The following is a 26,373-nucleotide window of genomic DNA, read 5'->3' on the forward strand; positions in this document are numbered from 1 at the left end:
TGCCTTGAATCCACTGACTGCGTCAACACCACCATTCAACACCACCATTCAACGTCATCAGAGGCTCAGCCATCTCCTCTTGCCGAGGCTACCGATGCCCCGCCGGTTACGGGCGCGACCGTTGGAGTAGTCGATGTTGGCGGCCGTGAATCTGGTGGAGTGTCAGAGACCGGCGCCGATGCCGGAGCAGATGCCGACACCGATGCCGACACCGATGCAGGCGTTGGTGTCGGTGGGGTTGGGGGGTAGCGGGTTTGGGGCTGGTTGCGGGGTGCCTGCGTCGACGGGTTTGATCACCTTGTGGCGGTCGTCGCCGAGGTCTTCGATGAGCGCTTCTCTGATGATGCGTCGGGGGTCGTATTGTCGGGGGTCGAGTTTGCGCCAGTCGACGTCGTCGATTTCAGGGCCCATTTCCTCGCGGAGTTGCTCACGGGCGCCGCTGGCCATGGTGCGCAGGTTCCGTACCAGCTGCCCGAGTTGCGCCGCGTACCCCGGAAGCCGCTCAGGACCCACGATTATGACAGCAAGGAATCCCAGCAGTATGAATTCGATCCCGTTGATTCCCAACACAAGAAGAAGACTACAACCATAAAAATCGTGCGGCACCGGGAACGAGCCCAATTTAGCTGAATACTGTGTTGCTCTGGAGGTGGATCTTCACTCACACCAACCGGTATTTGTTCACGGTTCCGCCGTGGTTCTGCGCGTGTGGGCTATTCGTGTGGCAGGAAAGGTGGTGACTGTTTTGGGCATGATGGTCGAGGTGTCTACACCCCGTCGATGACTGACGCCTGATCGGCTGTGGACTCGAGATGTTCTTGCTGTGCCTTATTTTTCCTGGCTCGCCGTTTATCGTTGAGTAAGCACAACCCGATAGCGATAAAGAACAACAACAGCATGGGCGCCGCAAGGTAGAACATACTCATCGCGTCAGCCCCCGGGGCCGCCATCGCAGCGAACAGACACACCATAAAAATGGTGATCCGCCACCCCTTAAGGATCTGCCGCCCGGAGACGACACCCACCAGGTTCAAACCCACCAGCACCACCGGCAAAAGGAACGCGATGCCGAAGGCGAGCATCAGCCGCAGCAGGAACGTGATAAACACGGTCACCGTGATGATGTTAGAAAAACCGCCGGGGGTGAAGTCCGTCAATACCCGTACCGCATTAGGCAGGATCAGCCATGCCAGGAAGATCCCTGAAAAGAACAACGGCACGGCCACAGCGATGAACGACACCGCGACGCGGCGTTCTTTCGTTTTCAGACTCGGGGTGATGAACGCCCACAGCTGGTACAACCACACGGGGCTCGATAAGACGATACCCAGAAACACGGAAACCTGGATCATGAGGTCAAAAGGCGAAGCGACACCGTCAAAGTTCAAGGCCGCACTGCGACCCTCGCGCGCATTCAGATCCTGGATGGGGCGGGATAACTCTTCAAGGACCGGTTCATAGATGAAGAAGCCCGCGACCGTTCCAACGAACACCGCGATAGCGCCGATGAACAACCTGTTGCGTGCTTCTTTTAGATGTTCCCCAAGCGCCATCTTCCCCTCGGGGTTGGATCTACGCCCACCCCTGCGCACTAAAAACCCCTACAGAGGACGCGATGACGTACTGGGCGGCGTAGCACTCTCAGATCCTTGTCCGCCCTCGGGGGTGGCCGTCCGGTGGGTATCTACCGGGGGTGCGGTATCCGCAGCCCGGGCCGAGGGATTAGTGACGGATGAGTCAATAACCTGCGCCGGAGGAGGGGAAGGCTTACTATCGTCGTCGGCGTCGCTGCCGTCATCTTTCATCTGCTTCATTTCCGATTTGAAGATCCGCAGAGACTGCCCGACGCTACGCGCCAACCCAGGGAGTTTCGGCGCCCCGAACAACAAAACAGCAATCACAATAATAATGATCAAATGCCAGCCTTCAAGCCTCATAACCACAAATCCTCTCGTCAGTTCACCCAGTGTAGGTCATCACCACAAACACCACCCTGACAACGCACTCCCCTACGTGTCAGGGTGAGTTGAGGCCAGTGGCTCATAGCAAGTCCGTCTAATTCGTAGGGCGAGAATCAGGATCAGAACCAATGTCTATCTCCACAATTTCCCGGGTGCGGGAAGATGGGTCCATGAGTAATTCTGGCCCTCGTGCCGGCGGTCCAAGGCCTCGAAGGTCGTTTACCCCGGCGCAGAAACTAGCCCATCTGGCCGCTTACCAACAGGCCTGTGACGATGGCTCCGGAGGCGGGGCGTACCTTCGTCGTGAGGGCATCTATTCCTCCCAGATCACTGAGTGGCGCAAACTCCGTGATGCAGGTGTGCTCGAGGGTAGGAAGCCCGGGGAGAAGATCGGCAAGCTTACCGCTGAGCAGGCCGAAATCGCCCGTCTACGCCGGCAACTGGAGGTGAATGAACGCACGCTGGCACGGACTCGGGCAGCGTTGGACATCATGGGAAAAGCACGGCAGCTTTTGGAGGAAATCTCCGAAAGCGAGGAGCAGCAGCAGTGGTACAGGAAACCCTGATGGGGGTTTATGCCGAACTCACAGGTGCGCATATCCCCACGCGGGAAGCGGCGGTCTTGGCCGGGATACCGCGGGCGACCGCAACCCGCAGCCCGCGGATCCCGCAGGCCGGGCCGATGCCCGTGTCTGTCCCGGCAAACAAGCTCGACCCGGACGAACGCGCCGGTATCCTCGCTGCCGTGAACTCTGCCCGCTTCGTGGATCTAGCCCCGGTCCAGATCTACGCGCAGCTGCTGGACGAGGGGACCTACCTGTGCTCAATCTCAACGATCTACCGGATATTGACTGAGAATAAGCAGGTCAAAGAGCGCCGCCGGCAGGCACGCCATCCGCCCAGGACCGTTCCGGAATTGACAGCGGCTGGCCCCGGGCAGGTCTACAGCTGGGACATTACCAAGCTTGCCGGCCCGGTCAGGGGTAAGTACTTCGATGCCTACGTGATGCTCGATATTTACTCCCGCTACATCGTGGGCGCATACGTCCATGCCCACGAATCCGGGGAGTTGGCGGTGGAGATGATGAAGGAAATCTTCGGTATCCACGGCATCCCGGAAATCGTGCACGCGGACCGCGGGACTTCTATGACGTCCAAGACCGTAGCTGTACTGCTCTCCGATCTGGAAGTCACCAGGTCACACTCCAGGCCCCGCGTATCCAATGACAACCCCTACAGCGAGGCGTGGTTCAAGACCTTGAAATTCGCTCCCGTGTTCCCTGAACGATTCGGCTCCCTGGCCGATGCGAGGGCCTTCATGGCGACTTTTGTCGAAGGATACAACCACAGCCACCGCCATACCGGAATCGGACTAAACACCCCGGCAGACGTCCACTACGGTCTTGCCGCGACGAAGGCCACCGAACGCTCCATCACTTTGGCCGCCGCACGGCAGAAGAATCCCGAACGATTCAGCACCGAAACGGACCCAAAAATACTCACCGTCCCCGGCGCGGCATGGATCAACAAACCATCCCAGGAAACCCAGACAGAAGCAGCCGCCTAACTCCCACTGGCCCCATTCACCTTGACAACTTCCGCTCCGCCCCGCTACCTCAAGTAAACCGGCCCCGTAGTCCTTGCTGAATTGCCCTCCTGAAGAGATGATCAACTCGCCCTTCTCCTAATCAATAGTGAGCTGCCGCGCTGATTTCGGACAGCAAATTTCGTGGGGGGGTGTCCCTATGTTCTTTGTCAAGCTGGTTGGGTGGTTTTCGGAGATTGGGGTTTGCCGGGTTTTTGGGCAGGAGGGAGTGGCCGGTGGCGCGTGGTCGGCCGGCTGCTGGGCTGGTTGTTTAGGCGGCTTTGACTGCGGGTGCCTCGTATAGCACTCCGTCGCGCAGCATCGCGAACAGTACATCGCAGCGGCGTCTGGCGAGGGCGATCAGGGCCTGATTATGCCGTTTGCCTTGGGCTCGTTTGCGGTCGTAGTACGCCCGTGAGACGGGGTCTTTCAGGGCCGCGAATGCGGAGAGGAAGAACGCCCGTTTGAGGATCTTGTTGCCCTTTTTTGAGGAGTGGTCTCCTCGGATCGAGGTACCGGATCGCCACGTCACCGGCGCGAGTCCGGCGTAGGATCCCAGATGCCCGGCGGTCTTGAATTCCTTGCCTGCAACCTCGGTAATGATCCGTGCTGCCGTCCTGACGCCGACCGCCGGTAGGGACGTCAGGAGTTCGTGAAGAGGGTGGGCCTCCACGATGGCTTCAACCTGGGTCAGAACCTCGGCACGAGAGGTGCGTAGTTGGGTCAGCTGCGCGGCGAGTTGGGGCAACACGACGCCGGCGGCGCCAGTGCCGGCCACGACTACGCTCTGCTCACCCAGAGCGGTGAAGATCTCTTCTGCCCAGCGCCTGCCGGCCCGCGGCGCGGACTTGGCCATGAACGCGGCGACCCGGCTCTGGCCAGCCCGGCGCAGAGCCTCAGGGGCAGGGTATTTCCGCAGCAGTTCGGCCATTACGGGGTGGTCCAGGTGCGGGCCGATGGCCCGTTCCAGGGCCGGGTGGATCTGCGTGAGGAGCCCGCGGATCCGGTTCGAGGCGGCGGTGGCCTGCTTGGCCAGGTCGTCGTCGAAACCGCAGAGCATTGACAGCTCTGCGGCCTGTTCATCGGCGACGGCAATCGAGCGCAGCGTGTGCGGCATGCTCCGGGCGGCCTCAGCAATGATGTAAGCGTCTCGGGCATCCGTCTTGGCCTCACCGGGGTGCAGGTCAGCGATGCGGCGCATCGCCAGGCCCGGCAGGTAACCGACGAGGATACCGGCGGCCTGCGCCACAGCGACCGGCAGTGCACCGATGGTGGCCGGCTGGTCCACGACGAGTAAAAGCGTGCCGTGCTTGGTGAGACTGTCGATGATCGCCCGCAGTTTCGCCTCGTCTTGCGGCAGTGCCTTATCGAGCAGTTTCTTGCCGTTCCTGTCCAACGCCACCGCGTGGTGGTTGGACTTACCGACATCGACGCCGATAAACACATCGACGAGTTCGTGATCCTTAATCACTACTACCTCCAGAGGTGAAACCCAATGAGACCGTGCTGGTCTGTCCTGCGGCCCCAGAGCTCGGCATCCACGTTACGGCCGACCTACCACGATGGTGTCTGCAGCTGGTCCGGTCCCCATTAGCGATCCTCTGGCGCCTATCGAACCCCGGTGACAACACCCCCCGGATCATACATTCGACTGGGGGACTCAATCATGCCAGGACCGACAGGCCAGCAACCCCGATTCTTGCTCGTTTAGGGGCTATAAGAAAGGTAACGGGGGCGTTCATGTTCAGGTGTTGTGTCTGGGAAAGTATCGAAGCTATGTTACAGGAGCTGAGGGCCGAGTCATCGGCGGGGTGCAGCACCTGATCAATCAGAGAGGCATGCTCGATGAGTCGATGAGTCGACGGGCGTTCGCGGGTCGGCCATCGCTAAGAATTGGTTGACTCCTCACCCTGCCCCACGGCGTCGCTTTGGGGTACACCCCAACGCGACAGGTCGAATTGGAGCGTTCCCGGTTACAGCAGCATGCCTTCGATGCTCGTTCGTGGTTTCGATCGTGAATCGTTGTGGCGTTTCATCCGCAGGTGGACGGCTTTGAGCTCTGTCCTTTGGGCTCCACCCGACCACAGGTGGATGACCCGCCAAGAGCCTGGGCCCGCTTCTCCGGTGCTGCGGTGTCTGTTTCTATTGCCACTATTGGTCCTATTTGATCCTGAGGTCTTGTCGTTGGGGGTACGGCGTGAAGGAGGGTGTGCACGTCCGCCGTTTGCTTGAGTGAGCTTTTTCGTGTCGGTGACTCAGGTGGGTGTGTGCAGGCGGGTTTTTGATTCCTGATGTCCAGGTGTGTGCGGGAAAAGCAGCGGAGCGTGGGGGAGCTTTTGCCGTGCACATGTGGGCAGGAGGCGCAGCAGTCGGCCACTGGAAAGCTAGGTCTCTTGGACTACGACGGAAAACCCTTTTGGTTAGCTGAGCGGGGTGGCTGAAGGGATGGTGGTTTCAACCGGTCAACGCACCGCGGTCGGTACATGGTTGCCGGTGTAGGGACTGTCTGACTTCGGACATGTCGCCTTCTGGCCATATCAGCAAAGGATCCTTTGACCGGGCCGCCGACAGGGTCTGACCCCGGATCGGCTAGCTCCAGCATCGGCGGGGAGCGGGTGGCCGCGGCGTGTCCCAGCAATGTGTCTCACATCAAGTATTCTCAGCAAAGGAGAAGAAGGCCTTTGATGAGTGCGGGAGATGTCGGGATGGGAAGTATCGGGTATGCCAGGGTCAGCACGCTGGAGCAGAACGCCGACTTACAGCACGCCGCACTGAAAGCGGCAGGGTGCACACGGATTTTTACCGACCACGGGGTGAGCGGGACGCGTGCGAGCCGGCCCGAGCTGGACAAGCTCCTGGATCATCTCCGGGCGGGGGATGAGGTGGTGGTGTGGAAGCTGGACCGGTTGGGGCGCAACACCCGGAACCTGCTGGCCCTCATCGATGACCTGGAACACCGGAAAGTGCACTTCCGGAGCGTGACCGAGGGCATCAGCACGACCGGTCCGATGGGGCGGGCGATGCTGACGGTGATGTCGGCGTTCGCGCAGCTCGAGCGAGACCAGCTCGCCGAGCGGACCAGGGCGGGCATGGCGATCGCCGCGGAGCACGGGCGGAAGGCCGGACGCCGGGAAGTCACCGCGGATCATGCCAAGGTTCGACGCGCGCACGAGCTGAAGGCCCAGGGGCTGGCGCCGGCGGATATCGGGAAGATCATCGGCGCCAGCCGGGCCACGGTGTACCGTTACCTCGGACTGGCGGCTGACCGGGCGGAGTGATGCGACACAGTGTGCTTGGGGTGATCGGGTGGTGTTCTGCGTTGGCATTCGGAGGGGCTTCCCGCGTTGTTTAGTTGATGACTAACTTCTTGGGTTGCGTTGGGAGCTGTTTGGGTTGGTCTAGTCGGTGCCGTTACGGCGGCTCTCGTGCCCATCGTGGAGTCAAGGCAGCTTCGAAGCAGATTTAGGGGTCCAGAAACTAAAGTAGTGCAGGTGAGAGGTCAAGGTAACAGGCGGAAGCCGAAGCTAAGTTGAATGGACGTAAAGAGTTTTTGGTAGCGATGTAAGCGGGGATTCTGCCTATTTTGGAAAAGCTTGGATCGCTTGTGATGGCAGGGTGTGCGCCTACGAAAGCTGTTCTGGTTTCCGATTTGAAAGGGCGCAGTGCTGGCAGAATGAGAACATCCGCCAGTGCCACTCTGAGGAGCTCCCGTGATGTCACCGCTGCAACCCGACCCATGGGCTTCCCGCGACTTGCTGCCCAGCCCTCCCAAAAAGGTCTCCGGCCTCCGTGTCGCCGTCGGCATCGTCTCGGTGCTCACCTCACTATGGGTCGGACTCATATCCCTGCTCCTGAGCGTTTCGGTCGGGATCGCTTTCTCCGTCACCTACCTCGGCGCTATCATGGCTGTGGCTGCTCTGGGAATGCTCATTTTCGGCATCATGATTCTGGCAACGCCCAGGTCTCGTAAGCCCCTTGTCCCGTGCCTGCTCTTCGCCGCCGCCGGCGTGACAGCTGTCGCCTCTGTGATTGCACCGCTTGTTGGGGCAAGCAACCCACAGCTCACCATTGTTGTCATTATCTCTGTGCTGCCACTGGCGATCCTGGCGACCTTGGCGATACGGGAGCAGACGAGCAGCGCCAAGAGATCCCAATACTGAGAACAGGACTTATGGGACTGCTGAAGGTTTAGTTTCCATCTAACCTCGCCGAAGGGGACTGTTGGTCTGAGGAACGAGACCTCCAAGCCTTTGATTCCGGCGAGTTGCGGATCAGGTGCACGATGCACTGCTGCACGACGGTGTGTTGCCACGTTGTTGTGATCGCTTCCGGCAGGCCCTTGAGCACGTCGACGGCGATCAAGACGTCCTCGACGCCGCAGTTCTTCAGCTCGGAGAAGACCCGCAGCCAGAACCTCGCGCGTTCACCTCTGTCGCCGTCCCATATGCCGAGCATGTCGTGTTCTCCGTTCGTGGTGACGCCCATGACGACATAAAATGGGGTGTTGCGCACCTGCCCGTCGCGGACCTTGACACACTCACTAACGATCGCGTCGACGAACAACAGGACGGGGTGGAGCGGGTTTAGTGGTAGTGAGGACCACTCGGCCAGCTCCCCGACGACTCTTCGCTGTGATCCGGCTGATGGCGTCTTTGAAGACCTTGGTCCCGTCGACGTTTTCGAAGTGCGCAGCGATTTCCCCGATCGTCAGTTTGCGTGCGGACAGGGGGAGTACGATCTGATCGATCCCGTCCAGGCGTCCTTTCCGTTTGGGCGCGATCACCGGCTCGAACGACCCTTCACGGTCCTGTGGCACCTCGATCTCAATCAGACCGATATCGGTCAGTGCCGTCTTCGATCTCGTGCCGTTGCGCATGTTTGCCGCGACCGGTGCCTGTCCGTGTTCATGCCCGAGGTGCTCGGTCAGCTCCGTCTCCAGGACGTTCTTCGTGAGCTGGTTCAGCAGCCAACAGGGCCCAACGAGGTTCAGGCACTGTTCCTTTGCCTGGGCGAGCAGCCGTTCGGCAAGATCCTTCTGATCGATGATCTCTCCCGTCACAGGATCGATGATCGCCTCTGTTCTGTTAGTCATGAAGTAGTCCACTGCCGTCTCCTCTCGGATCAGGCCGGGCCCTCACACACCGTTTTTCTTACAGTCCCCTTATTGCGCACTCAGCAGAGCGGCAAACCATCGATGCGTTCGGACTAGGAAAGGCACCCGCATGCCGCAGGACGAAAACCATGACCCCTACCCAGGCACTCTTCAATCTGTGGCGGACCGCCTAGATGCTGCCGCAGCGGCGATCGTAAAAGTAGGCCAAAACCCTGGGTTCGAAAAGGAGGACCGCGACGCACTCGATTGGATGTGCGCAGCGATTGAGGATTTCTCTGCCACTATTCAAGGGCTTATGTTCGCCCGCAGCCGTCGTTTGTCAGCACGGATAAATGAGATCTATTTATCAGCACCCATTGGAGAAACGGTTAGGCCAGCGAGTTCTTGACCAGTCGGCTTGTCCGGATAGCCGCCGAACCACCATCATTCCTGTTGTCTCACCCATAAACCTCGGACGCAGGGTGACGTACTTCAGGAAGTAAGTGTCGCGAACTGGACAATAGCTGCAAGAACCTGCATTTGGAAAAAGGCAACCGCAGATAACAGCGCATATGACACTGCTGGCCCAACCGGCTTCCTCCCACGTGTTTAAAACTTCTCGCCGGGATCTATGGCGCGAACTGATAAATCACCACTTCTGACGGTCAGGGTGCCCGCAAGATCGAGATCGTTGCTGTTCCCTGCGACTCCAGCCTGCGAAAAGAGTGCCGCTCCGAACGCTGTGCTCCAAAAGGTTCTGGTTTCGACCGGCAGGGGACGCTGGATCTGCCAATGCCGCTGCCGCAGCAAACGGGTGAGGTACCGCTCGGATTGACGGAATAGGACGTTCAGATGCTGGTCAACGACCGGTGCAAGGTCCGGACGTGAGGTTCCGACTGCCAAGGCGCGGACAACAAGCGGCATTGAGGGCAGGATCAGCACGGTTCGGGCCATGGCACGGCGGAATGATGACGGACTCAGCGCGGCGAGCCCGACGGCCTCAACGCGCTTGGCGTCGTGGAGCAGGGCCAGAAACGCTGCGTGGATAAAGAGAGAGTCCTTTGAGCCGAAATAGTAGGTCACCTGGGAAGGAAACGCATCAGCGGCTGCAGCAATAGCCGCCACGCTGACACCACCTGCTGGGCTAGCGAGGAAGAGCCGCTCTGCGCTGTCCAGGATCCTTCGCCGGGTCGAATGTCCACGCGCCTGAGAGGGGCCGTCCGCGCGACGCCTCTTGTTAAGTTCATCTTCCATCCAAAAATTGTATCCGATACAACTAATCGGTTATCTTGTATGGCATACAAGAAAATCGGCGGAATGGAGTGAGTGCGATGGATGCGACAGAGATTGTGGTGACTGGGCTGGGGGCCTCTACCCCCCTTGGTGGGAACGTTGGCGCGACGTGGCAGTCGCTCCTGGCCGGAGGTTCCGGGATCCGGGACGTCGGCATGGACTTCCTGCAAGGCAGCGGGCTTTCAACGACCATCGCCGCTCCAATGGCGGTAGATCCGGCAACCTCCCTTAGCCCCGTGGAGGCCAAGCGGCTCGACCGCGTTCAACAAGCTGCCATGGTTGCGGCGGCGGAGGCTTGGGCAGATGCCGGCAGCCCCGAGGTGGACGGCACCCGGCTGGCCGTGGTCGTCGGAACTGGTGTGGGAGGAATCGGAACCCTGCTCCAGGAGGACGATGTTCTTGAGCGCCGGGGCCAGCGCCGGGTCTCACCACGAACGGTGCCGATGTTGATGCCCAACGGTCCGGCTGCGGCAGTGAGTATCCGCTATGGCGCCAAGGCAGGTTCGTATACGCCCGTCTCGGCGTGTTCCTCGGGAGCCGAAGCGCTGGTCCAGGCAACCCGGCTGATTCGTTCCGGCGAAGCCGACGTCGTCATCGCCGGCGGCACGGAGGCCGCAATCACTCCGATTACCGTCGCAGCGTTCCTCCAGACCCGGGCACTATCAACGCGTACCTCCGAGCCGGGCTCAGCATCGCGTCCCTTCGCGGCGGACCGCGACGGGTTCGTTCTGGGCGAAGGTGCCGGCATCCTGGTGCTGGAAAGCGCCCAGCATGCCAAAGCCCGCGGCGCTGCCATCCATGCAGTCCTCCGGGGAGTGGGTATCGCCTCCGACGCATTCCATATGACTGCGCCCGCGGAGGACGGGGCCGGTCAAATCAACGCCATCCATAAAGCTCTGAGGGACACGGGCCTGAGCACAGCAGACGTAGGGCACATCAACGCGCATGCCACCGGGACGACTGTCGGTGACCTTTCGGAAGCAAAGGCCATCAGGACTGTGTTTGGTGACAATGCAGTGGTGACCGCGCCCAAGGCTTCCCTGGGCCACCTCTTTGGAGCCGCCGGAGCCGTCGAAGCCATCCTGGCGGTCCGAAGCATCCAGCAGGGCGTTATCCCACCGACACGCAATCTCCACGACGAAAACATCGACCCCGAGATAGGGCTGGACGTTGTCACCGCACCGCGTCACGGCACGCAGAACGTGGTCGTCTCGAACTCATTCGGTTTTGGCGGCCAGAACGTGTGCCTGGTGTTCAGCAAGCACTAACCGCCGGGACATTTAACGGCCCCAATTGCAGCTGAACCCATTAGGGGTCATTCTCTGTGGGGGGGGGGTCCGGATGGGTCCAGTGCATTTTCGGAAACCCGTCGCAGCCCCGCGGCGGTGACGAGAGCGGTGGCGGTGAACGGAGTCGGGTTCACCCCGGCGCCGGCATCCTGAGGTAGGGGGGGGAGGAGTGGACGAGTGAAGTGATCATCATCCCGAACCCTGCCTATCCGCCGAACTCCCCTGGACGTCATGGACCTCCCGGCCCGGCCCGGTCTCCTGCAGAGGAACGAGTTGCGCGTCGTTGTTTTCGCCGACGCATCAGCCCGTGTCCCGACCGGTGCTGTGTGAGGATTAGCGAAGATGCGCCTGCCCAGCAGGCTGTCCGGCCCGATGGCCGGGAATTCCTCGAACCGGTGCTGGCCCACGGGGCCGGTCCATCCAGTGGCTCTGGATTGGCCGGGTTTGGACACCTGGCGGTTACCCCGGTCGTGGGCCTGACTTGTTGGAAAGGGGAGTCCGCTGCAGCTCCACACGACAATCCTGCCGGCCGTAGATCGCGGCACGGTAGTGGTCCCGGGCTGGTCTCCGGGGGGGATCACGACGGCCCGGTCATGTGCCCAGCCGGCGCCGACACCCGATCACCGAGGGACGGGGATCCGCGCAAACCCGGAGAAAGGAAAGCTTTCAAATGAGTGACGACAGTGATCGCACAGCCAAGGATGAAAACACCGCAGGCCAGCGGCTGGACCGCAGCCACTACGTTCTGGAGTTCAGCGACGATTTTGAGGGGCCTGAGCTGGACAGCGGCAAGTGGATACCGAGCTATCTCCCGCAGTGGAGCAATACCGAAATCGCACGGGCCAGGTACCAGTTCGAACCGGGAGCGCTGGCTCTCATGATCGACGAGGACCAGCCGCCATGGTCACCAGAACACAACGGCGAGCTGCGGGTTTCCAACTTTCAGACCGGGGTCTACTCCGGGCCGCTGGGGAGCACCATCGGCCAGCACAAGTTCATGCAGGGACTCACCGTGTCCGAGGCCCAGAGGGAGCAGCGCCTGTACACGCCTCACTACGGACTCGTCGAAGCCCGCGTTGCTGCCATCGCCGATCCCACGAACATGGTGGCTCTGTGGATGATCGGCTTCGAGGACCTCCCTGAACGATCTGCAGAAATATGCATTTTCGAGATTTTCGGTTCCGACATAGGCGCAGACACCGCAACAACCGGACTCGGGATACACCCCTTCGGAGACCCGCTCCTGCAGGATGAGTTCCTGAAAATTCAGCTGGCTGCCGATGTCACCGAATTCCACACCTACAGTGCCGACTGGACTCCGGAAGGAGTCAGTTTCTACTTCGATGACCAGTTCGTTGCCCACGTCCAGCAGTCCCCGAATTACCCCATGCAGCTCATGCTGAACGTGTACGAATTCGAGAGCGGACCGCCTTCCACCTATCCCAAGAAATTCCTTATCGACTGGGTCCGCGGCTACCGACGCGCATCCACGGCAGCCGCGGCTCCCGAAAGATGACACGGCACCCCGGGGCTCCATGCGCACCCTCAGCTGGCAACTGCGGCGTTGATTGGGCGGATATATCACCGGTGCCGGCCCAACGACGGCTGGGAACGCTGAGGCCCATCGAACATGAAACATTGAACCGGACCGCGCTCACCGCGGCCTATGACCCCGAGCCGACAAAAGCCGGGGAAGTTCCCGACGCGCCGATTCCAATCCCAACTTCAACGATATGCCTCTTAGGATCTGACTCATGCTGACCGCGACTCTCTCTCCCAATACTGAACTGCGTTCCCTCGAACCCTGGCAGTCCGAGGAGTTCGCTCAGCACATGGGGCGCGCCCTCGAGCACATCCGTCCATGGGTCGGCTCGTCATTTATCCCCAATGATGTGGATGGTGCCCGCGCAACCCTCACCCGATACGCCGAGAGTGCGGCAATCGACGGCGACCGCATTTTCGGGATCTGGTCCCGAGGTCGCCTGGTGGGAGGGGTCATGTTCGTCGAATTCAATGCGGCAGCCGGGACCTGCGAAATCGGATGCTGGCTCGAACCCGGCGCGGAAGGACACGGTTACATCACTTCGGCCTGTCGTGAACTGCTCCGCTGGGCTTTCGAGGTGCGTGGCCTCCACCGGGCGGAATGGCGATGCCGGGCCGACAACACCAGAAGCTCAGCCGTGGCGGCCCGACTCGGGATGACACTTGAAGGCGTCCTACGCGAGGCATGGCTCAACAGCGGAGTGTTCCACGACATGCAGGTATGGTCATTACTCGCCAAAGAATGGCCGGGGGCCAAGCGTTCGGTGTGAATTGAGAAGCGCCAAGCATCGGCGCGCATCGTCGTCATCGGCCACCAGTGCCGCAGACTCACCACAGAAGACCGCTGCCGTCGACCAGCACCTCGCCCACGTTCGTGCGCAAAGCCGGGACATGTCCGGCTCCGCGGTGGGAAAGAGCAACCCCCGAGGCGATCGGCCTACGCCCGCAGAAAGGGAGGTCATCCAAGGCGTGAAATGGCGAACCCGCGCCGACGTGGACGTCACCTCGGTAAGGACCGCACTCCCGCTTCAACCAAGGTCAGCGGCGATGCGCAGCATGTCCTCCTACGACCTCCCCGCAGAGCAGGGCCTGAACTGACCCCGGCTCCATGAACGTGATCAGGGCACCTGGCCCTGCCCGGTGCTCGGCGCACCCAACAGGGCTGAGCCGAGCTCGCTGCGGGCATACAGGACACTACGCCCGTGCCGCGTTGAGGTGACGAGCCGGCCGATCCTCAGGGCGCGCAGATGCTGGTTCACGGCCGAAGCCGTCACACCAAAGCGGATACCCAGTTCGGTCGGGGATGCCGGCTCCTTCAGCGCCGTGAGAAGCCCCGCGCGGGTTACCCCGAGAAGTTCAATGGCGCCTGCATCGGAGGCAATGCGCTCGGGCTGCCACATCCCGCCCTGTCCCCGGGCCGCATACAGGATCATCGGTGGCTCGCGCCGGTCGTTCGGCGCGCAGGCCAGTGTCGTAAACATCGTCGGCACCAAGGTGATGCCCCGTCCTGCGACCGGCTGGGAGTTATCCGATGAGTGGCGCAGCTGCAGGGAAACGGCGTTGCCTGCGACCTTCATGCTCAGTGAGATGCCGTTCATCGTGCTGGCCAGCCCGGCCTGAGCGATCTGCCGGCCCCGGTAGGCGATGTCCGACTCAAGAAGGGTGCGCATCCGAAGCCAGTCCGGCCGGAAACACGACTCCCAGTAGGCATTAAGGGCATCGACGGAGCGTTCGAGCACCTTGCCCGAGGCGCCTCGCAAAACCGCCGGGACGATTCCGTGCAGTGCGCTGAGCTGGTGCACGAAGCGGCCGGGATCAGCACGCGCCAGGCCATCGAGTTCGTCCTCGATCCGTGTCAACGGGGAGCTGGGGCGCGGGGTGAGCAGATCCGGTGTCCACAGCCGGTCATTAGTCAGGGCGAGCAGTATCTCCAGGTCCAGGCCGGAGCGGCGCGCCTCAATGCGCTGCAGCCATGGCAGCTGCAGCGGATAACGCGCCGGGTCCTTCAAGGACCGCAGGGACAGGCTCATCTGGCACAGGGGGGAAACACTAAACCGCACGTCTCCGAGGTCCGACTCGGCGAGGGTGTACTCCAACATGTAGCGTAACGCTACTCCAATGTGGGGGAAGGCCCAGGTCTGGGAGAACTGAGGTATGCCAGCCCCGTCAAACATCACCACGGATACCGGTAAGACGCCCCCGTCATTGCCCCCGGCTCCTCGTCACTGGCTCGTGGCCGTGTTCGCGGACCGGGTGCTGCGGCTCCTCGCGGCAGGCACCTTGGTCAGTTCCATCGGCCGCGGTGTGTTCATGACCGTCACCGTCCTTTACCTCACCTTCATCGTCGGGCTCTCCGTAGCGGAGGTGGCGGTCGTCCTGACCGCTGCCAGCGCCGTAGGTGTCGCGACGTCCATGCTCGGGGGCATCCTCGCGGACCGCGTCAGCGCAAGGCGCCTCCTGGTGTCATTCGTCGCCATAGAGGGCCTGGCTCTCGCGTGTTTCCCGTTCGCTGGATCGTTCTGGCCGGCCGTCGTGATCGCGTGCCTGGTCGTCGGAGGGAACCGCGGCGCGAACACAGCCCGCTCCGCGATCATCGGCCGGGCGTTCACTGGGTCCGAGCGCGTCGGTGCCCGGGCGGTCCTGCGCACCGTCCAGAACATCGGAGTCGCAGTCGGCGGTGCCATCGCCGCAGTGCCGCTGCTGATCAACACGCCGCAGGCCTACTACGCCACCACCGGTGTCGCCGCGGCCGCGACGATCGCAAGCACGTTCATCACCGTGCGTCTCCCAGGCCGCGTCGACGCCGCCCGTGACGCAGGCAGCACACGGGCGCCGCGTGGCGGGCGCTCCGTATGGAAAAGCCCGCGCTATCTCGCACTGGCCGTGCTCGCCGCACTGTTCGGCCTGCAGTTCGGCCTCGCGGAGGTCGGGCTCCCGCTCTGGATCGCCCACCGCACGGACGCACCCATCGTGACGGTCTCCATCCTGCTCATCATCAATACGGTGCTCGTCATCGCCCTCCAGATGCCCCTGTCGCGGGGCACCCACGATCTGCGTCGGGCAGGCAATGTCGTGGCGGTTGCCGGCATCACCATGGCCCTTACCTGCGGGATCTATTCGGCAACAGCCGGAGTGGGCCCCGGGCTGGCCGTTGCGCTCCTGGCCACCGGAATGACCGCTCATACCTTCGCCGAAATCCTGTCCTCAGCCGGCACCTGGGGCCTGAGCTACGAACTGGCCGAGTCAGGACGTGTCGGCGAGTACCAGGGAATGTTCGCCATGGCCTTTTCGATCGGCATGATGTTCACCCCAGGAATTATGGCCTTCACTGTCATCCAGAACGGCATGGCGGGCTGGATGGCTCTGGCCACCATCTTCCTGGGCTCCGCCCTCGGCATGACCGCCATAGCCCGCCGAGCCGCCGTCAATGCCGGGCAGCCCAAAACCTGAACCTCCGCAGCTCCCACTCTCACACCATGACCCGATCGGGATGAGCCCACGCCCTGGCCCTCAGCCACCTCAACCTTGAAAGACACCACATGCCGCACCATACCGCCGAGCACTATCTGCAGCTCCATCACGCCGAACAGGCACGGCTTCTCACCGCCGCCGAGCACCGCCGCAACGCCGAGCGCCGCCGGACGGGCACCCCCGACCCGATGCGCGGCCACTCCCCAATCGCCCGGCTTCTTCGGCGTGCACTGCGTGCGATGCGGCCAGCCCGCCCCCGTTCACCGGGCCGGCCCTGATAGAGACCCCACCGGAACGGGTTGGGCAGTCAATCGGCCTGCCTTCAGGTCGCCCCGCGAAACGCGGCGGGGGAGCATCCCCCAAGGCCATGGCGAGATCGCCACCCCGTCCAGTCAAATTTTTCAGCCATCTCCATAATTACTCGATAACGTCCGCCATCAACGTGTGTTTCACCGAGGTCGGCGACCTGGCGGCTGAACGCATACAGCCATCGGCGTCCGGCCGGCTTGTCGCAGGCGGCGGTACCGACCCGGTGTCCCCACCGGCCGGACTGAATCAAACACGCGACGGCTCTCTCCACCCGCGCAGCCTGCGCTTCAGTTAAGTGAACAGCGCCGCACACGGTGTCAGATTTCCAACAGGACGTGTTGTCGCGAAAGCCGGAGCCGATGGTGTAATCGTGGATGATGTTGCCGAGATTGATCGGAGTCGTCAGCCCTGAACTCACCGGGGATTGAGGCCCAGACACGGGCCAGGGCGGGGCGGTCCCTTAGACGTCGCGTTTCCTGGTGACGATGAGGGCGGCGGCGAGGAATGCCAGGGCCCAGGCGCCCATGACGAGTCCGCCCTGGAGCTGGGTGAGGGCGTCCTCGGCCGCGGTCACGGCGACCATCTGGTTGCCCGCCTCCCCGGGCAGGAAACGTGCAGCGTCGGGGACCCAGTCGGCCAGGCCCGAAAGCAGCTGCATGATGACCGGCAGGACGAAGAAGATTCCGACGGCGGTGACCACGCCGCCGGCGGTGTTGCGCAGCAGGATCCCCAGGGACATGGAGATCACTGCAACGAGGGCCAGGAACGTGCCGGTGTTGATGATGCCCGCCAGGACGCCGTCCTGGGTGAGGGCGAAATCAAGGTCCTGGCTTCCGAGGATGGGCTGGGCGATCAGGTAGGACACCAGGGCGCTGAGCAGGCCCACGAGGAAGGCGACGGCCGCGACGACGGCCGTCTTTGCCAGCAGCGCCGGGGTGCGCCCGGGGACCGCGACCATGGTGGAGCGGATCATTCCCGTAGCCCACTCGGAGGCAACCAGGACCACTGCCAGGGAGGCGATGAGCAGCTGCCCGAAAACCAATCCGGACGATGATGTGGTGAGCGCCTCATAGGCGGGGCTGCCCGGTCCTTCCGTGGGCACCTGGGCATCCGCGGGCAGTTCGGTCATCATGGTGAAGGACCAGGCGGCCAGCGCGGCAAGACCGACCATGACCAGAACGGTCGAAATGATCAGGATCACGGTCGAGCGGACCGTGGTGACCTTGATCCATTCGGATCGAAGGACCCGGGAGAAGGTGATGCGCGAGCCGGGCCGGAGCCGGGGGGTGTGCCGGGCTGATGAGGGTGGTGTGGTTGTGTGTGCGCTCATGGTCGGAGTCCTTCCACGGGGATGGTGATCTGGTCGGTGGCCGGGGCGGCCTCGGTGACTGGGGTGTCCGGGGCGGTGGGGGAGAGGCTGTGGGACTGGTATTCGACTTCGGCCTGGGTGAGCTGCATGTAGGCGTCCTCCAGGGACAGCTGCAGGGGGGTCAGCTCGTAGACCAGGACGCCGGTCCGCTGGGCGGTCTCGGCGATCCGGCGCGGGTCGACGCCGGTGATCTCGATCAGTTCCGGTTCCAGGAGCTGTAAGCTGACGCCGTCACCGGCGAGGGGGCCGAGCAGATCCTGCGGCCGGTCCGCGCGGACCCGGACCCGGGCCTTGCTTTGACCGTCGATGATGTCCTGGATCGGGGCGTCGGCGATGATCCGTCCGCGCCCGATCACGATCAGGTGATCGGCCGTCAGGGCCATCTCGGACATCAGGTGCGAGGACAGGAAAACCGTCCGGCCCTCCGCGGCAAGGTCTTTGGCGAGGTGGCGGACCCACTGCACGCCCTCGGGATCGAGACCGTTGACCGGCTCGTCCAGGATTACCGTCTGGGGATCCCCCAGCAGGGCCACCGCGATGCCCAGGCGCTGCCCCATGCCCAGGGAAAACCCTCCCACGCGCTTTTTCGCGACCGCGCCCAGCCCGGTGAGCTCAATGACCTCATTGACCCGGGAGTTCGGGATGCCATGGGTGGCCGCCATCGCCCGAAGGTGGTTATACGCCGAGCGCTTGGTGTGGACCGCCTTGGCATCGAGCAGCGCCCCGACCTCATGCAGCGGAGCCTTGTGCTTCGCGTAGGGCCGGCCGTTGATGATCACCTGCCCGCCGCTGGGATTATCCAGTCCCATGATCATGCGCATCGTGGTGGACTTCCCCGCACCGTTCGGGCCAAGGAATCCGGTCACCCTCCCCGGCTGGACGGTGAACGACACGGAATCCACCGCCGTCTTCGCGCCATAGCGCTTCGTAAGCGTCTGAGCTTCAATCATGGGCCAATCCTTCTCATCGATGTCGTTGGTAAACTTGTTCCGCATCCGCCTCAGGCGGAGATTATGGGGATGGTCAGAGGCATACGCCACAGCGCAGATCCCTTGCCGTGACTTTGATGGGTCTATGTCGAGACCGGAGCCTGCCGTAGGGAGTCATCTGCCGGCCGTACGGGACGATGCACCTGCTCACTGGCACCGCAACGCGCCCAGCGAAATGTCAGGTGACGCTGGATGAAAACCTCCCACCCGACCATCACGCTTTACTGGTACGGCCTGTCGGCAGGATCCGGAACGCGGTCGGCCATGCGGTGGAGGAATCGGTGGTCCCTTAGACGAAATCCGCGCTCCATCCATCCGAACACGGCCGCCAATCCACGACAGATGTTTATCCGCACCGGCAGGTCGATTGGTGAAGTGAAGGCGGCGTCGCCGCTCCCAGGGGATCTCAGGTCGTCGATTCCGATGTCGGAGTGAATTCGGTCAGGAGGCGGAACCCCAGGCGGTCGACCGACTTGTGGACTGCCGAGAGTACGACGACGCCGGTGCCGGCGTCCCGGTCGAGTCCGATCCAGCTGCTGAATCCCCCGGAGGCGCCGTTGTGCCAGGTAATCGGGCGGCCCCGGTGCTCAAGTGTGATCCACCCGGCGCCGATACCTACCCGTGGAGTGAAATCCGCGACGGGATCGAGCGCTGAGAGGCCCCGGGCTGTCCCGTCGAGAACTGACCGAAGGAAGCCGCGCATGGTGCTGATGTCCGCGCGGACGCCTCCCGCGGGCGCGACGGCTTCCCCGACCCACGCCGCAATGGGGCGCCCAAAGCGACCGAATCCAGTCAGGTCCGCCTCCCCGAGGTCCTCGGCGCGGAAGGGGGTGGAGAATCCGGGGCCTAGAACGTCGTGCAGGAGCTGTTCATAGCTGCTGCCGGCGGCTTTGGCGACGGCGTGTCCGAGTAACTGAAAACCCAGGTTCGAGTACTTGGGTTTGGGAGTGCCAAGACGCAGGCCGCGCGTCTGATCCAGAAGCTCGGCCAGCGAATCACCATACGGGTTCTCACCCCGGACGAGGAATTTCAGGTTTCGACGAAGCGGATGCATTCCCGGGGGCAGACCGGGCAGGCCGGAGCGGTGAATGGCCAAGGAACACAAACTCACGGAGCCGACCTCCCCGTGATTCTCAAGGGGGAGCAATTCGCGAAGGGTCGTCGTCGGCGAAACGAGGCAGCGCTCCGTCGCGTCCTGGTACACCATGCCGGTAAGCGCCTTGGAGATCGACGCAATTTCGAAAAGAGAATCACTGCCGGCACCAATCATCGCGGTCAACTCCCGCCCGGGAGAGATCACCGCCACGGCTGCCGCTTGTGCCCGGAATGCGCGCCCCACGGTGCGCACAAGGTCAGCGTCCCCGGTCCATTCAGTCTTCACTACAAACTTCCCCTCTCAGTGCACGGTGCACGTGCGTCCACTACCGGAATCCGCCCGACATCCGGTCGGCGTCAACTACTGTTGACGGTCCCGCTGAGTCAACCATAGTTGACACACCCTCGAGGGTCAACTTTGATTGACCCCGCTCGTGCTTGGTGGCGTTTCACCTGCGTTTCCCAGGGCATGCTTTGGAACGGCGGTAGAGGGAGGTGCGCCCCACTTCTGTTGCTGACCTCGAGACTCCCTTGAGGTTTGGAGTGGAGTCCTGGACCTGCGGTGGCGGCTTCGAGACCAGGGGCACAGGCGTTTTGCACATCAGGGGCCGGCCCGCGTGCCCGCGCATCTTCGGTCAGGATGCCTTGGCCTCAATCGACCGGTAAGACAGGTCGCGCCGGCGCCCGATGGTCCCCGGCCTCCCCGCCCAGGCGCCACCATGGAAGCTGTGCACCGCAATTACGGACTCCGCCAGGCACATCGTCGGGCCGGCGCCGCCGATGCCCGGGCCGCGCGGCGCGATCGCGGGGCAATGAAACGTCCTCACCGATTCGGGCTTTAGAGGCGGGGTTCGCAGTCTGGTCCTGCATTGTGCTCACCTTCGCCCAGGGTGAGGGCGCCATGCGGAAGGCCTGGGCTGGGGCAGAGCTCACTTATCGAAAGTGATGGCGATGGGCACCGATTCCGGCCCTAGGCCGACGGCAGTCATCCCTCCGGGCGTCATCGCCGCAGGTTCAGACCGGCGCCCGGCAGGCCCCTACCCGAAAAGCCCCGCGCTCCGAGCGGGTACATGGTCTGCGCTACCGTTTGCCGTACTTCTTATGGGCGGCCTGCTTGGTCACGCCAAGACTTTGGGCAATAGCCTCCCATGACAGTCCCGCCTGACGGGCATTGCGAACAAGGCCAGCCTCACTACGCCCCACTTCCCGATGAAGCTCGGCAATGATCTGCAAAGCTTCAGCCGGCCCCTTGCCATCCATCGATCCAACAAGAGTTTTCATTCTGTCCACCTCCATCCGTCAATACTAGTTGACGAACGGGGTCGATGCTAGTTGACGAAGGGAGATGGGATCTCCAGCCTTCACCCCGCCCTGCGCCATGCTTCCTCCTTTGCCTGCTGGGCCGGGGGTGGGTGGATAGTTTCGCAACAACCCCGTCCATAAGAAGTAATCCACCCGCGCCGTGGAGCATACCGATGCGGCAGTCAGCGTCTATGGCGGACACCAAACACCAGGACCTTCGTCGGCCGCGAGGGCGCAGAGATGACGCGCCGACGACCCTGACCCCTCGGTCACTCACGTCGAGTCCTGTCCAGCAGGAGGTTCCCGGAGGACGCGGCGGCGGCCTCAGCGCAGTTGACGTTCCAGGGACACGGTCCCGGGAACCTGGACCGAGCCGGTATGGGCGGTGGTGATCGTCTCGATGAGCACGATGCCCACCTCCTCGTCAGCGACCGGATTGTGCTGCACACCTGCCGGGACCACGAAGAACTGGCCGGCGGCGAGTTCGACGTCACGTCCGCCCTCGAGCTGAATCCGCAGATTCCCGTACACGACGAGGAACATCTCATCCTCGTCCTCATGGGCGTGCCAGACAAGCTCGCCGAGCAGCTTTGCCACCTTGACGTACTGGTCGTTCACCTGCCCGATCACCCTGGGGGTCCAATGGTCGGTGACCCGGGAGAGCTCGTCGGCGATCCGAATGGGTTCGATAATCTGCATAAAGCAGTCTACGGGTTCGCCTGCCTCCCGCACGGTTTCTCCTCTCTCAATAGCAACCTGCGGAGCAGATCCCAGCGGCTATGTCCTCCAAAAGGCCCTTTGCGGCGTCAAGGACAGGTTGAACCACCTCGCCCGCCGGTCCGACGACCTCCCCGGGCCCGTCGGCCCCGACCGGTGCGGGACGTTCCAGGGTGCTGGCGCTGCGCCTTCAACCGACCCGGGTGGTTTCCGAATAGCCGGCCATGGGGCACACCGTGGAACATGTATGGCTTCCCACCCGACGCCAGAGGCGTGCAGAAAGTGAAATTCAGCGGCCGCGCCGCCGAAGATGGGGCCTGATGCCGTACGACACGATCGAACCCGCGATGGCCACCAGGACGACGCTGCGCAGAACCGGGTGCAGCATTGCCAGCCAGAATCCGAACGCGAGGTCAATGGCTGTCAGCGCCGGGAGGACGAACAGCCAAAACATCAGCACCAGCCGGTACTTCGTCGATGAATCCGGGCTCTGGGCCGGCGGGGGGTTGGTCATCGGCACTCCTCGAGGGTCGTGGGTGGATCACGGAACAGGGAAAATTCGGCAAAGGGTTCGGCAAGCCCGCTAATGTTGTCACCGCTGCGATGGGAATGACCCGCCGAGTTGTTCCTGCCGGGGAGGCTGTACCCCGGCCGGAGGCGGGTTGTTCTAGAGCCGGTGCCGGGCGTACGTGGTGATGGCTGGGATGAGGAATTCGACCATGTCCTGGTGGTAGCCGTTATGGAACACGCGCATGTCCTGGTTCTCCCGGTAAGACAGGGCCATGCCGATATAGGCCTCCTTGCTGGGGGTGTAGAACTGGCAGGCGATCCGGTAGTGCCGGTCGATCAGGGCCTGGGTGGCGTCATCCTCGGGGTTGCGCTGGTCAATGTTCTGGGCGAGTTCGCGGTAGATCTCGTCCCAGTCGGCGTGGACTTCGTCCCGGTCCACGTGCGCCCATCCGTTGGTTGCGGCGAAGCTTGCGGCCTGATCCCGGGTAAGGGTGTCGCGGCAGGTCTGGAGGTAGGTGGTGGTAAGGCCGTTATTTTCCGTCATAGTGGTCCTTTCGGGGCGCATCCGGGATGAGCAGAGTGTTGTGTATGGGGCGGTGCCGGTCAGGGATCCATGCGTGCCCGGCGCTGATGGCACCGGTCAGGATGAGAGGTGGGCGGCGGAACATGTAGCTTCCTTGAGGTGGTGTCCTGCTGCCCTCAGCGGTAGACGGCCTGCCCGGGCGGTCACGAGGGGAGCTTGCCCGCGGGATGGATTGCCAGAACGGCGCTGCCGGCTTTTCTCCCGGAGGAAACGCGCCGATGGGCCGCTGCCGCGTCCTCGAGCAGGTCGACGGTGTCGATGACCGGCACGTAGTGTCCGGATTCCGCGAGCCCGGCGATGAACTTCAGATCCGCTGTCATGGCGGCGGGTTGAGCCAGTCCGGTGAAGGCGATTTTCGCTTTTCGGCTGCCGAATCGTGAGGTCCAGAGCATCTGCGCCAGGATGGCCGGGGAGGGTACCGTCGTCAGGTAGATTCCCGGCTTTTTCAGGGCCCCGCGGCTTCGCCGGAAGGAGCTTTTCGCGACGGCGTCGAAAATCACGTCATAGGTGTCCTCCGCGGTGGTGAAATCGGCACGGTGGTAATCGATGACGGCGTCGGCGCCCAGCGAACGCACCAATGCTGCGTTAGCGGCGCTGCAGACGGCGGTGACCGTTGCTCCGTAGTATTTCGCGAGCTGGACGGCTGCGGTGCCGACGGCCCCCGAGGCGCCGTTGATGAGGATCGATTGCCCTCGGCGCAGCTGGGCATGGTCCCTGAGGAAGGGCAGGGCGGTGAGGGATCCGTCGAACACGGCCACCGTCTGTTCATGTGTCAGTCCCGACGGTGTTGTGGTGACCACACCGTCCTGTGGGACCAGGATGTACTCCGCGTGGGCGCCGAAGCCGGCGACATTGACGCCGGATACGGCATCGCCGCGTTCGAACCGGGTGACTGCGCTGCCGACGGAATCGACGACGCCGGAGAAGGTGGCGCCAAGGACCGGCCATTTGGGTTTGATGAGCCCAAAGTGAAGGCGGGCGATGGCGGGGTCCGCTGCCCGGGCCTGAGCGTCCGCCGCCGAGACCACCGAGGCGTGGTTGCGCACCAGCACCTCGTTCTCCTTCGGGACGGGTTGGGGAAGGTCATCGAGTTCGAGCACGTCCGGTGCGCCGTACCTGGAGTAGGTCATGGCTTTCATGGGGGTGGTCCTTCGGATACGCCGGCGGGGCCGGGGCTGGGTGGGCGGGGCAGGAGATTATTCGTAGCGGAGCGCGTCGATGGGGTTCTGGCGGGAGGCCCGGCGGGCAGGAAGGGTGGCAGCGAGGAAGGAAATTAGCATCACCAAAAGGATGATGGTACCGACGGAAGCCGGAGCGAATTGCAGGATCCGCAGGCCCTGAAGGTCCGCAAGAATAGTGTCGGCCAGCACGTTGCTGATGATCGTGCCGGCGCCGATCGCGGCCGCGGCCCCGATGATACTCCCGAGGAGTCCGATGAAAATGGCCTCGAAGCTGAACAGGGCGTAGATGCGGCCTTTCCCCATGCCCATGGCTTTCATCAGTCCGATTTCGCGGGTCCGTTCCTGAACGCTCATCAGCAGCGTGTTGATGATCCCGATTCCTGCAGCGAGCAGGGCGATGATTCCGAAGGCGTTCAGGACACCGATGATGCCGGTCAGGATGGTCTGGAAAATACCGATCTGATCGGCCAGTGTCCGGGCGGTATAGCCCTGGTTGGCGAGATCGGACTTCAGGGTTTCCAGCTGCCCGGAGCCGGCGTCGGGGTCAAAGTGCGCTGAGGCGGTGAAGTAACCCGTCGCGGCCCCGGCCGGTTCGCCCAGGGTCTGCAGTGCGTACAGTTCCTCGGTCAGGGACTGGTTCAAGCGGGCGCCGACGCCAAGGAGGGTCAGGTTCTGCACCCCGGTCACGGTGGCTTCAACTTCATGCATCACCCCTGTGTAGTCGCTGATGCCGATCGTGACCTTCTCACCGACGGCGCTTGCGGCGTCGGTGAAGCCGAGAGTCTCCAAGTAGGAGGAGGGCAGCAGGGTACGGTTCTCATTGCCATCATCGGAAAGCTGTTGCCCGGCGGCCAGATCGGCTGTGGTGAGCGCCGTGGCTTCATTGACGACCAGCTGAAATTTGCCGCCCCGGTCGTGTTCAATGTAGCGCGGCATGACCGTCACGACGGCGTTGACGTCAAGGACTCCGGAAGTGCCGGCGATCGCCACGAGGTCCTCCTCACTCAGGACACCCGCAGAGGCACCGGAGTCGGAACCGGGGGCTCCTGCGGCCGTCGCACCGGCGGGGTCGTACGGGGCCGGACCGTCACCAATCGCCGCTGCCGGGCCGGCCGTCTTGGTCAGGGCCAGGACGTCCTTGGCGCCGAAACCTGCCACCTGAACCTCGAGATAACTCGCCACCCCGGTGCCAACCGCGCTGGTGAGCGTGAGGGTGAACGCCCCAATGAAGATGGCGGTGACCGTCAGGGAGGTACGCAGTTTGCTCCTGAAGGTATTGGCGATGGCGGTACGGAAGATTTCGGTGAGGTTCATGCGGACGCTCCTGGGGTCTCGAGGGAGCGGACCTGACGCCCATCGCGGATGAAAATCCGCCGGTCGCAGCGCGCGGCCAGGTCCGGGTCGTGGGTCACGATGACCAGGGTGATGCCGTGGTCTTTGTTGAGGGAGAAGAGGATGTCTTCCACACGCTCGCCGGTGACGGTGTCGAGGTTGCCGGTGGGTTCATCGGCGAAGATCACTGTCGGGTTGTTCACCAGGGCCCGGGCGATGACCACGCGCTGTTTCTGCCCGCCGGAGAGGTTAATGGCCTTGTTTTTGGCTTTGTCGGCGATTTCCAACTGTTCCAAAACTGCCATTCCACGCCTCCTGCATTCGCCGGCGCCGAGGCCCGCGATCTTCAGGGGCAGGATGACGTTTTCCAACACGGAGGCACTAGGGGTCAGAAAGAACTGCTGGAAAACGAAACCGAAGTCCTGATTGCGCAGCCGGTTGACCTGTCGGGTGCCCAGCTGGGAGGCGTCCATGCCCTGGACCTGCAGACTGCCCTCGTCCGGGCTGTCGAGCAGGGCCAGCAGATGCATGAGCGTCGATTTGCCTGAGCCGCTCTTGCCGACTACGGCAATCGATTCTCCCGCATGAACTTCAAGTGACACCCCGTCGAGGGCGTGGAAGCGGGCGGAGCCCCGGCCATAGGACTTGCGGACATTGTGAGCGGCGAACACCGGTGCGCCCATCGTCCCTGGTGTCGGCGTGTACGGGGGGCTACTCATGGTCTTTCCTTACATTGTATGCTTATGCTGTAAG

At 62.8% G+C, this 26,373-nt stretch carries 26 protein-coding genes and 1 pseudogene; 9 read left to right on the top strand and 18 right to left on the bottom strand.

Annotation, left to right across the window (positions count from 1 at the left end):
* Positions 1 to 162 precede the first annotated feature (162 nt).
* The 3 genes from H4V95_RS18140 to tatA form a co-directional block, all read right to left on the bottom strand.
* Complete coding sequence (locus H4V95_RS18140) at positions 163 to 570, bottom strand: Sec-independent protein translocase TatB (protein ID WP_312883905.1); 408 nt, start codon at positions 568 to 570, stop codon at positions 163 to 165.
* Between the two features lie 197 nt (positions 571 to 767).
* Positions 768 to 1,553: a twin-arginine translocase subunit TatC gene (tatC, locus tag H4V95_RS01260; RefSeq protein WP_209728310.1), complete on the bottom strand. Its 786-nt coding sequence runs from the start codon at positions 1,551 to 1,553 to the stop codon at positions 768 to 770.
* A gap of 48 nt (positions 1,554 to 1,601) precedes the next feature.
* Complete coding sequence (gene tatA / locus H4V95_RS01265) at positions 1,602 to 1,937, bottom strand: Sec-independent protein translocase subunit TatA (protein WP_209728312.1); 336 nt, start codon at positions 1,935 to 1,937, stop codon at positions 1,602 to 1,604.
* A gap of 194 nt (positions 1,938 to 2,131) precedes the next feature.
* Here tatA and H4V95_RS01270 point away from each other — a divergent pair.
* Positions 2,132 to 3,528 (top strand): IS3 family transposase gene (locus H4V95_RS01270; RefSeq protein WP_209728238.1). Its coding sequence is split into 2 segments (ribosomal slippage): positions 2,132 to 2,483 and positions 2,483 to 3,528, totalling 1,398 coding nucleotides; the frame shifts between segments, so codons are not numbered across the junction.
* A gap of 289 nt (positions 3,529 to 3,817) precedes the next feature.
* Here the strand turns inward: H4V95_RS01270 and H4V95_RS01275 are convergent.
* Positions 3,818 to 5,084, bottom strand: a pseudogene (locus H4V95_RS01275) (IS110 family transposase).
* A gap of 1,146 nt (positions 5,085 to 6,230) precedes the next feature.
* Here H4V95_RS01275 and H4V95_RS01280 point away from each other — a divergent pair.
* Both H4V95_RS01280 and H4V95_RS01285 read left to right on the top strand, forming a co-directional pair.
* Entirely contained in the window at positions 6,231 to 6,824 is a 594-nt protein-coding gene (locus H4V95_RS01280; RefSeq protein ID WP_312883906.1) for a recombinase family protein, read from the top strand.
* Positions 6,825 to 7,259: 435 nt separating this feature from the next.
* Positions 7,260 to 7,706, top strand: a complete 447-nt coding sequence (locus H4V95_RS01285) for a hypothetical protein (RefSeq protein WP_209728314.1) — start codon at positions 7,260 to 7,262, stop codon at positions 7,704 to 7,706.
* Positions 7,707 to 7,734: 28 nt separating this feature from the next.
* On the opposite strand, the gene H4V95_RS18145 is transcribed toward H4V95_RS01285, so the two are convergent.
* The 3 genes from H4V95_RS18145 to H4V95_RS01295 form a co-directional block, all read right to left on the bottom strand.
* Complete coding sequence (locus H4V95_RS18145) at positions 7,735 to 8,109, bottom strand: transposase (protein ID WP_395939777.1); 375 nt, start codon at positions 8,107 to 8,109, stop codon at positions 7,735 to 7,737.
* On the bottom strand, positions 8,087 to 8,638 hold the full coding sequence (locus tag H4V95_RS01290) for a transposase (RefSeq protein ID WP_245345522.1): 552 nt from the start codon (positions 8,636 to 8,638) through the stop codon (positions 8,087 to 8,089). The genes H4V95_RS18145 and H4V95_RS01290 overlap by 23 nt, the downstream gene beginning before the upstream one ends.
* A gap of 609 nt (positions 8,639 to 9,247) precedes the next feature.
* Entirely contained in the window at positions 9,248 to 9,892 is a 645-nt protein-coding gene (locus H4V95_RS01295) for a TetR/AcrR family transcriptional regulator C-terminal domain-containing protein (protein ID WP_209728316.1), read from the bottom strand.
* A gap of 77 nt (positions 9,893 to 9,969) precedes the next feature.
* On the opposite strand from H4V95_RS01295, the gene H4V95_RS01300 reads away from it, so the two are divergent.
* From H4V95_RS01300 to H4V95_RS18575, 4 genes are all read left to right on the top strand, one after another.
* Positions 9,970 to 11,199: a beta-ketoacyl synthase gene (locus H4V95_RS01300; RefSeq protein WP_209728318.1), complete on the top strand. Its 1,230-nt coding sequence runs from the start codon at positions 9,970 to 9,972 to the stop codon at positions 11,197 to 11,199.
* A gap of 691 nt (positions 11,200 to 11,890) precedes the next feature.
* Positions 11,891 to 12,736 (top strand): glycoside hydrolase family 16 protein, encoded by an 846-nt coding sequence (locus H4V95_RS01305; protein WP_209728320.1) that lies wholly within the window; start codon positions 11,891 to 11,893, stop codon positions 12,734 to 12,736.
* 238 nt (positions 12,737 to 12,974) lie between these two features.
* The gene (locus tag H4V95_RS01310) at positions 12,975 to 13,532 is read left to right on the top strand and encodes a GNAT family N-acetyltransferase (RefSeq protein WP_209728322.1); all 558 of its coding nucleotides are present in this window, start codon (positions 12,975 to 12,977) and stop codon (positions 13,530 to 13,532) included.
* A gap of 199 nt (positions 13,533 to 13,731) precedes the next feature.
* The gene (locus H4V95_RS18575) at positions 13,732 to 13,860 is read left to right on the top strand and encodes a hypothetical protein (RefSeq protein ID WP_281064511.1); all 129 of its coding nucleotides are present in this window, start codon (positions 13,732 to 13,734) and stop codon (positions 13,858 to 13,860) included.
* A 20-nt stretch (positions 13,861 to 13,880) separates the two neighbouring features.
* Here the strand turns inward: H4V95_RS18575 and H4V95_RS01315 are convergent, their stop codons facing one another.
* Complete coding sequence (locus H4V95_RS01315) at positions 13,881 to 14,861, bottom strand: winged helix-turn-helix domain-containing protein (RefSeq protein WP_209728324.1); 981 nt, start codon at positions 14,859 to 14,861, stop codon at positions 13,881 to 13,883.
* A 55-nt stretch (positions 14,862 to 14,916) separates the two neighbouring features.
* Between H4V95_RS01315 and H4V95_RS01320 the strand changes: the two genes are divergently transcribed.
* Positions 14,917 to 16,212, top strand: coding sequence for an MFS transporter (locus tag H4V95_RS01320; protein WP_209728326.1), 1,296 nt, complete (start codon positions 14,917 to 14,919; stop codon positions 16,210 to 16,212).
* An 89-nt stretch (positions 16,213 to 16,301) separates the two neighbouring features.
* Positions 16,302 to 16,511 carry a hypothetical protein gene (locus H4V95_RS01325; RefSeq protein ID WP_209728328.1) on the top strand — a complete coding sequence of 70 codons (210 nt, stop codon included), beginning with the start codon at positions 16,302 to 16,304 and terminating at the stop codon, positions 16,509 to 16,511.
* Between the two features lie 491 nt (positions 16,512 to 17,002).
* Here H4V95_RS01325 and H4V95_RS01330 read toward each other — a convergent pair whose 3' ends face one another.
* The 10 genes from H4V95_RS01330 to H4V95_RS01375 all read right to left on the bottom strand — a co-directional run bounded on the left by H4V95_RS01330 (position 17,003) and on the right by H4V95_RS01375 (position 26,339).
* Positions 17,003 to 17,872 carry an ABC transporter permease gene (locus tag H4V95_RS01330; RefSeq protein WP_209728330.1) on the bottom strand — a complete coding sequence of 290 codons (870 nt, stop codon included), beginning with the start codon at positions 17,870 to 17,872 and terminating at the stop codon, positions 17,003 to 17,005.
* Entirely contained in the window at positions 17,869 to 18,861 is a 993-nt protein-coding gene (locus H4V95_RS01335; RefSeq protein WP_209728332.1) for an ABC transporter ATP-binding protein, read from the bottom strand. The genes H4V95_RS01330 and H4V95_RS01335 overlap by 4 nt, the downstream gene beginning before the upstream one ends.
* Before the next feature lie 445 nt (positions 18,862 to 19,306).
* A complete protein-coding gene (locus tag H4V95_RS01340; RefSeq protein WP_312883907.1) occupies positions 19,307 to 20,281 on the bottom strand; it encodes a serine hydrolase domain-containing protein in 975 nt (324 codons plus the stop codon).
* 794 nt (positions 20,282 to 21,075) lie between these two features.
* A complete protein-coding gene (locus H4V95_RS01345; RefSeq protein ID WP_395939778.1) occupies positions 21,076 to 21,276 on the bottom strand; it encodes an AsnC family protein in 201 nt (66 codons plus the stop codon).
* A 345-nt stretch (positions 21,277 to 21,621) separates the two neighbouring features.
* A complete protein-coding gene (locus H4V95_RS01350; protein ID WP_209728336.1) occupies positions 21,622 to 21,996 on the bottom strand; it encodes a cupin domain-containing protein in 375 nt (124 codons plus the stop codon).
* Positions 21,997 to 22,303: 307 nt separating this feature from the next.
* Positions 22,304 to 22,528: a hypothetical protein gene (locus H4V95_RS01355; protein WP_209728338.1), complete on the bottom strand. Its 225-nt coding sequence runs from the start codon at positions 22,526 to 22,528 to the stop codon at positions 22,304 to 22,306.
* A gap of 153 nt (positions 22,529 to 22,681) precedes the next feature.
* Complete coding sequence (locus H4V95_RS01360; RefSeq protein ID WP_209728340.1) at positions 22,682 to 23,068, bottom strand: TipAS antibiotic-recognition domain-containing protein; 387 nt, start codon at positions 23,066 to 23,068, stop codon at positions 22,682 to 22,684.
* 182 nt (positions 23,069 to 23,250) lie between these two features.
* Positions 23,251 to 24,246, bottom strand: coding sequence for an NAD(P)-dependent alcohol dehydrogenase (locus tag H4V95_RS01365; RefSeq protein ID WP_209728342.1), 996 nt, complete (start codon positions 24,244 to 24,246; stop codon positions 23,251 to 23,253).
* A 57-nt stretch (positions 24,247 to 24,303) separates the two neighbouring features.
* Positions 24,304 to 25,602: an ABC transporter permease gene (locus H4V95_RS01370; RefSeq protein ID WP_209728344.1), complete on the bottom strand. Its 1,299-nt coding sequence runs from the start codon at positions 25,600 to 25,602 to the stop codon at positions 24,304 to 24,306.
* On the bottom strand, positions 25,599 to 26,339 hold the full coding sequence (locus H4V95_RS01375; RefSeq protein ID WP_395939779.1) for an ABC transporter ATP-binding protein: 741 nt from the start codon (positions 26,337 to 26,339) through the stop codon (positions 25,599 to 25,601). The genes H4V95_RS01370 and H4V95_RS01375 overlap by 4 nt, the downstream gene beginning before the upstream one ends.
* Positions 26,340 to 26,373: the final 34 nt, after the last annotated feature.

It is taken from the genome of Arthrobacter sp. CAN_C5, from assembly GCF_017875735.1.
Classification (GTDB): Bacteria; Actinomycetota; Actinomycetes; order Actinomycetales; family Micrococcaceae; genus Arthrobacter_D.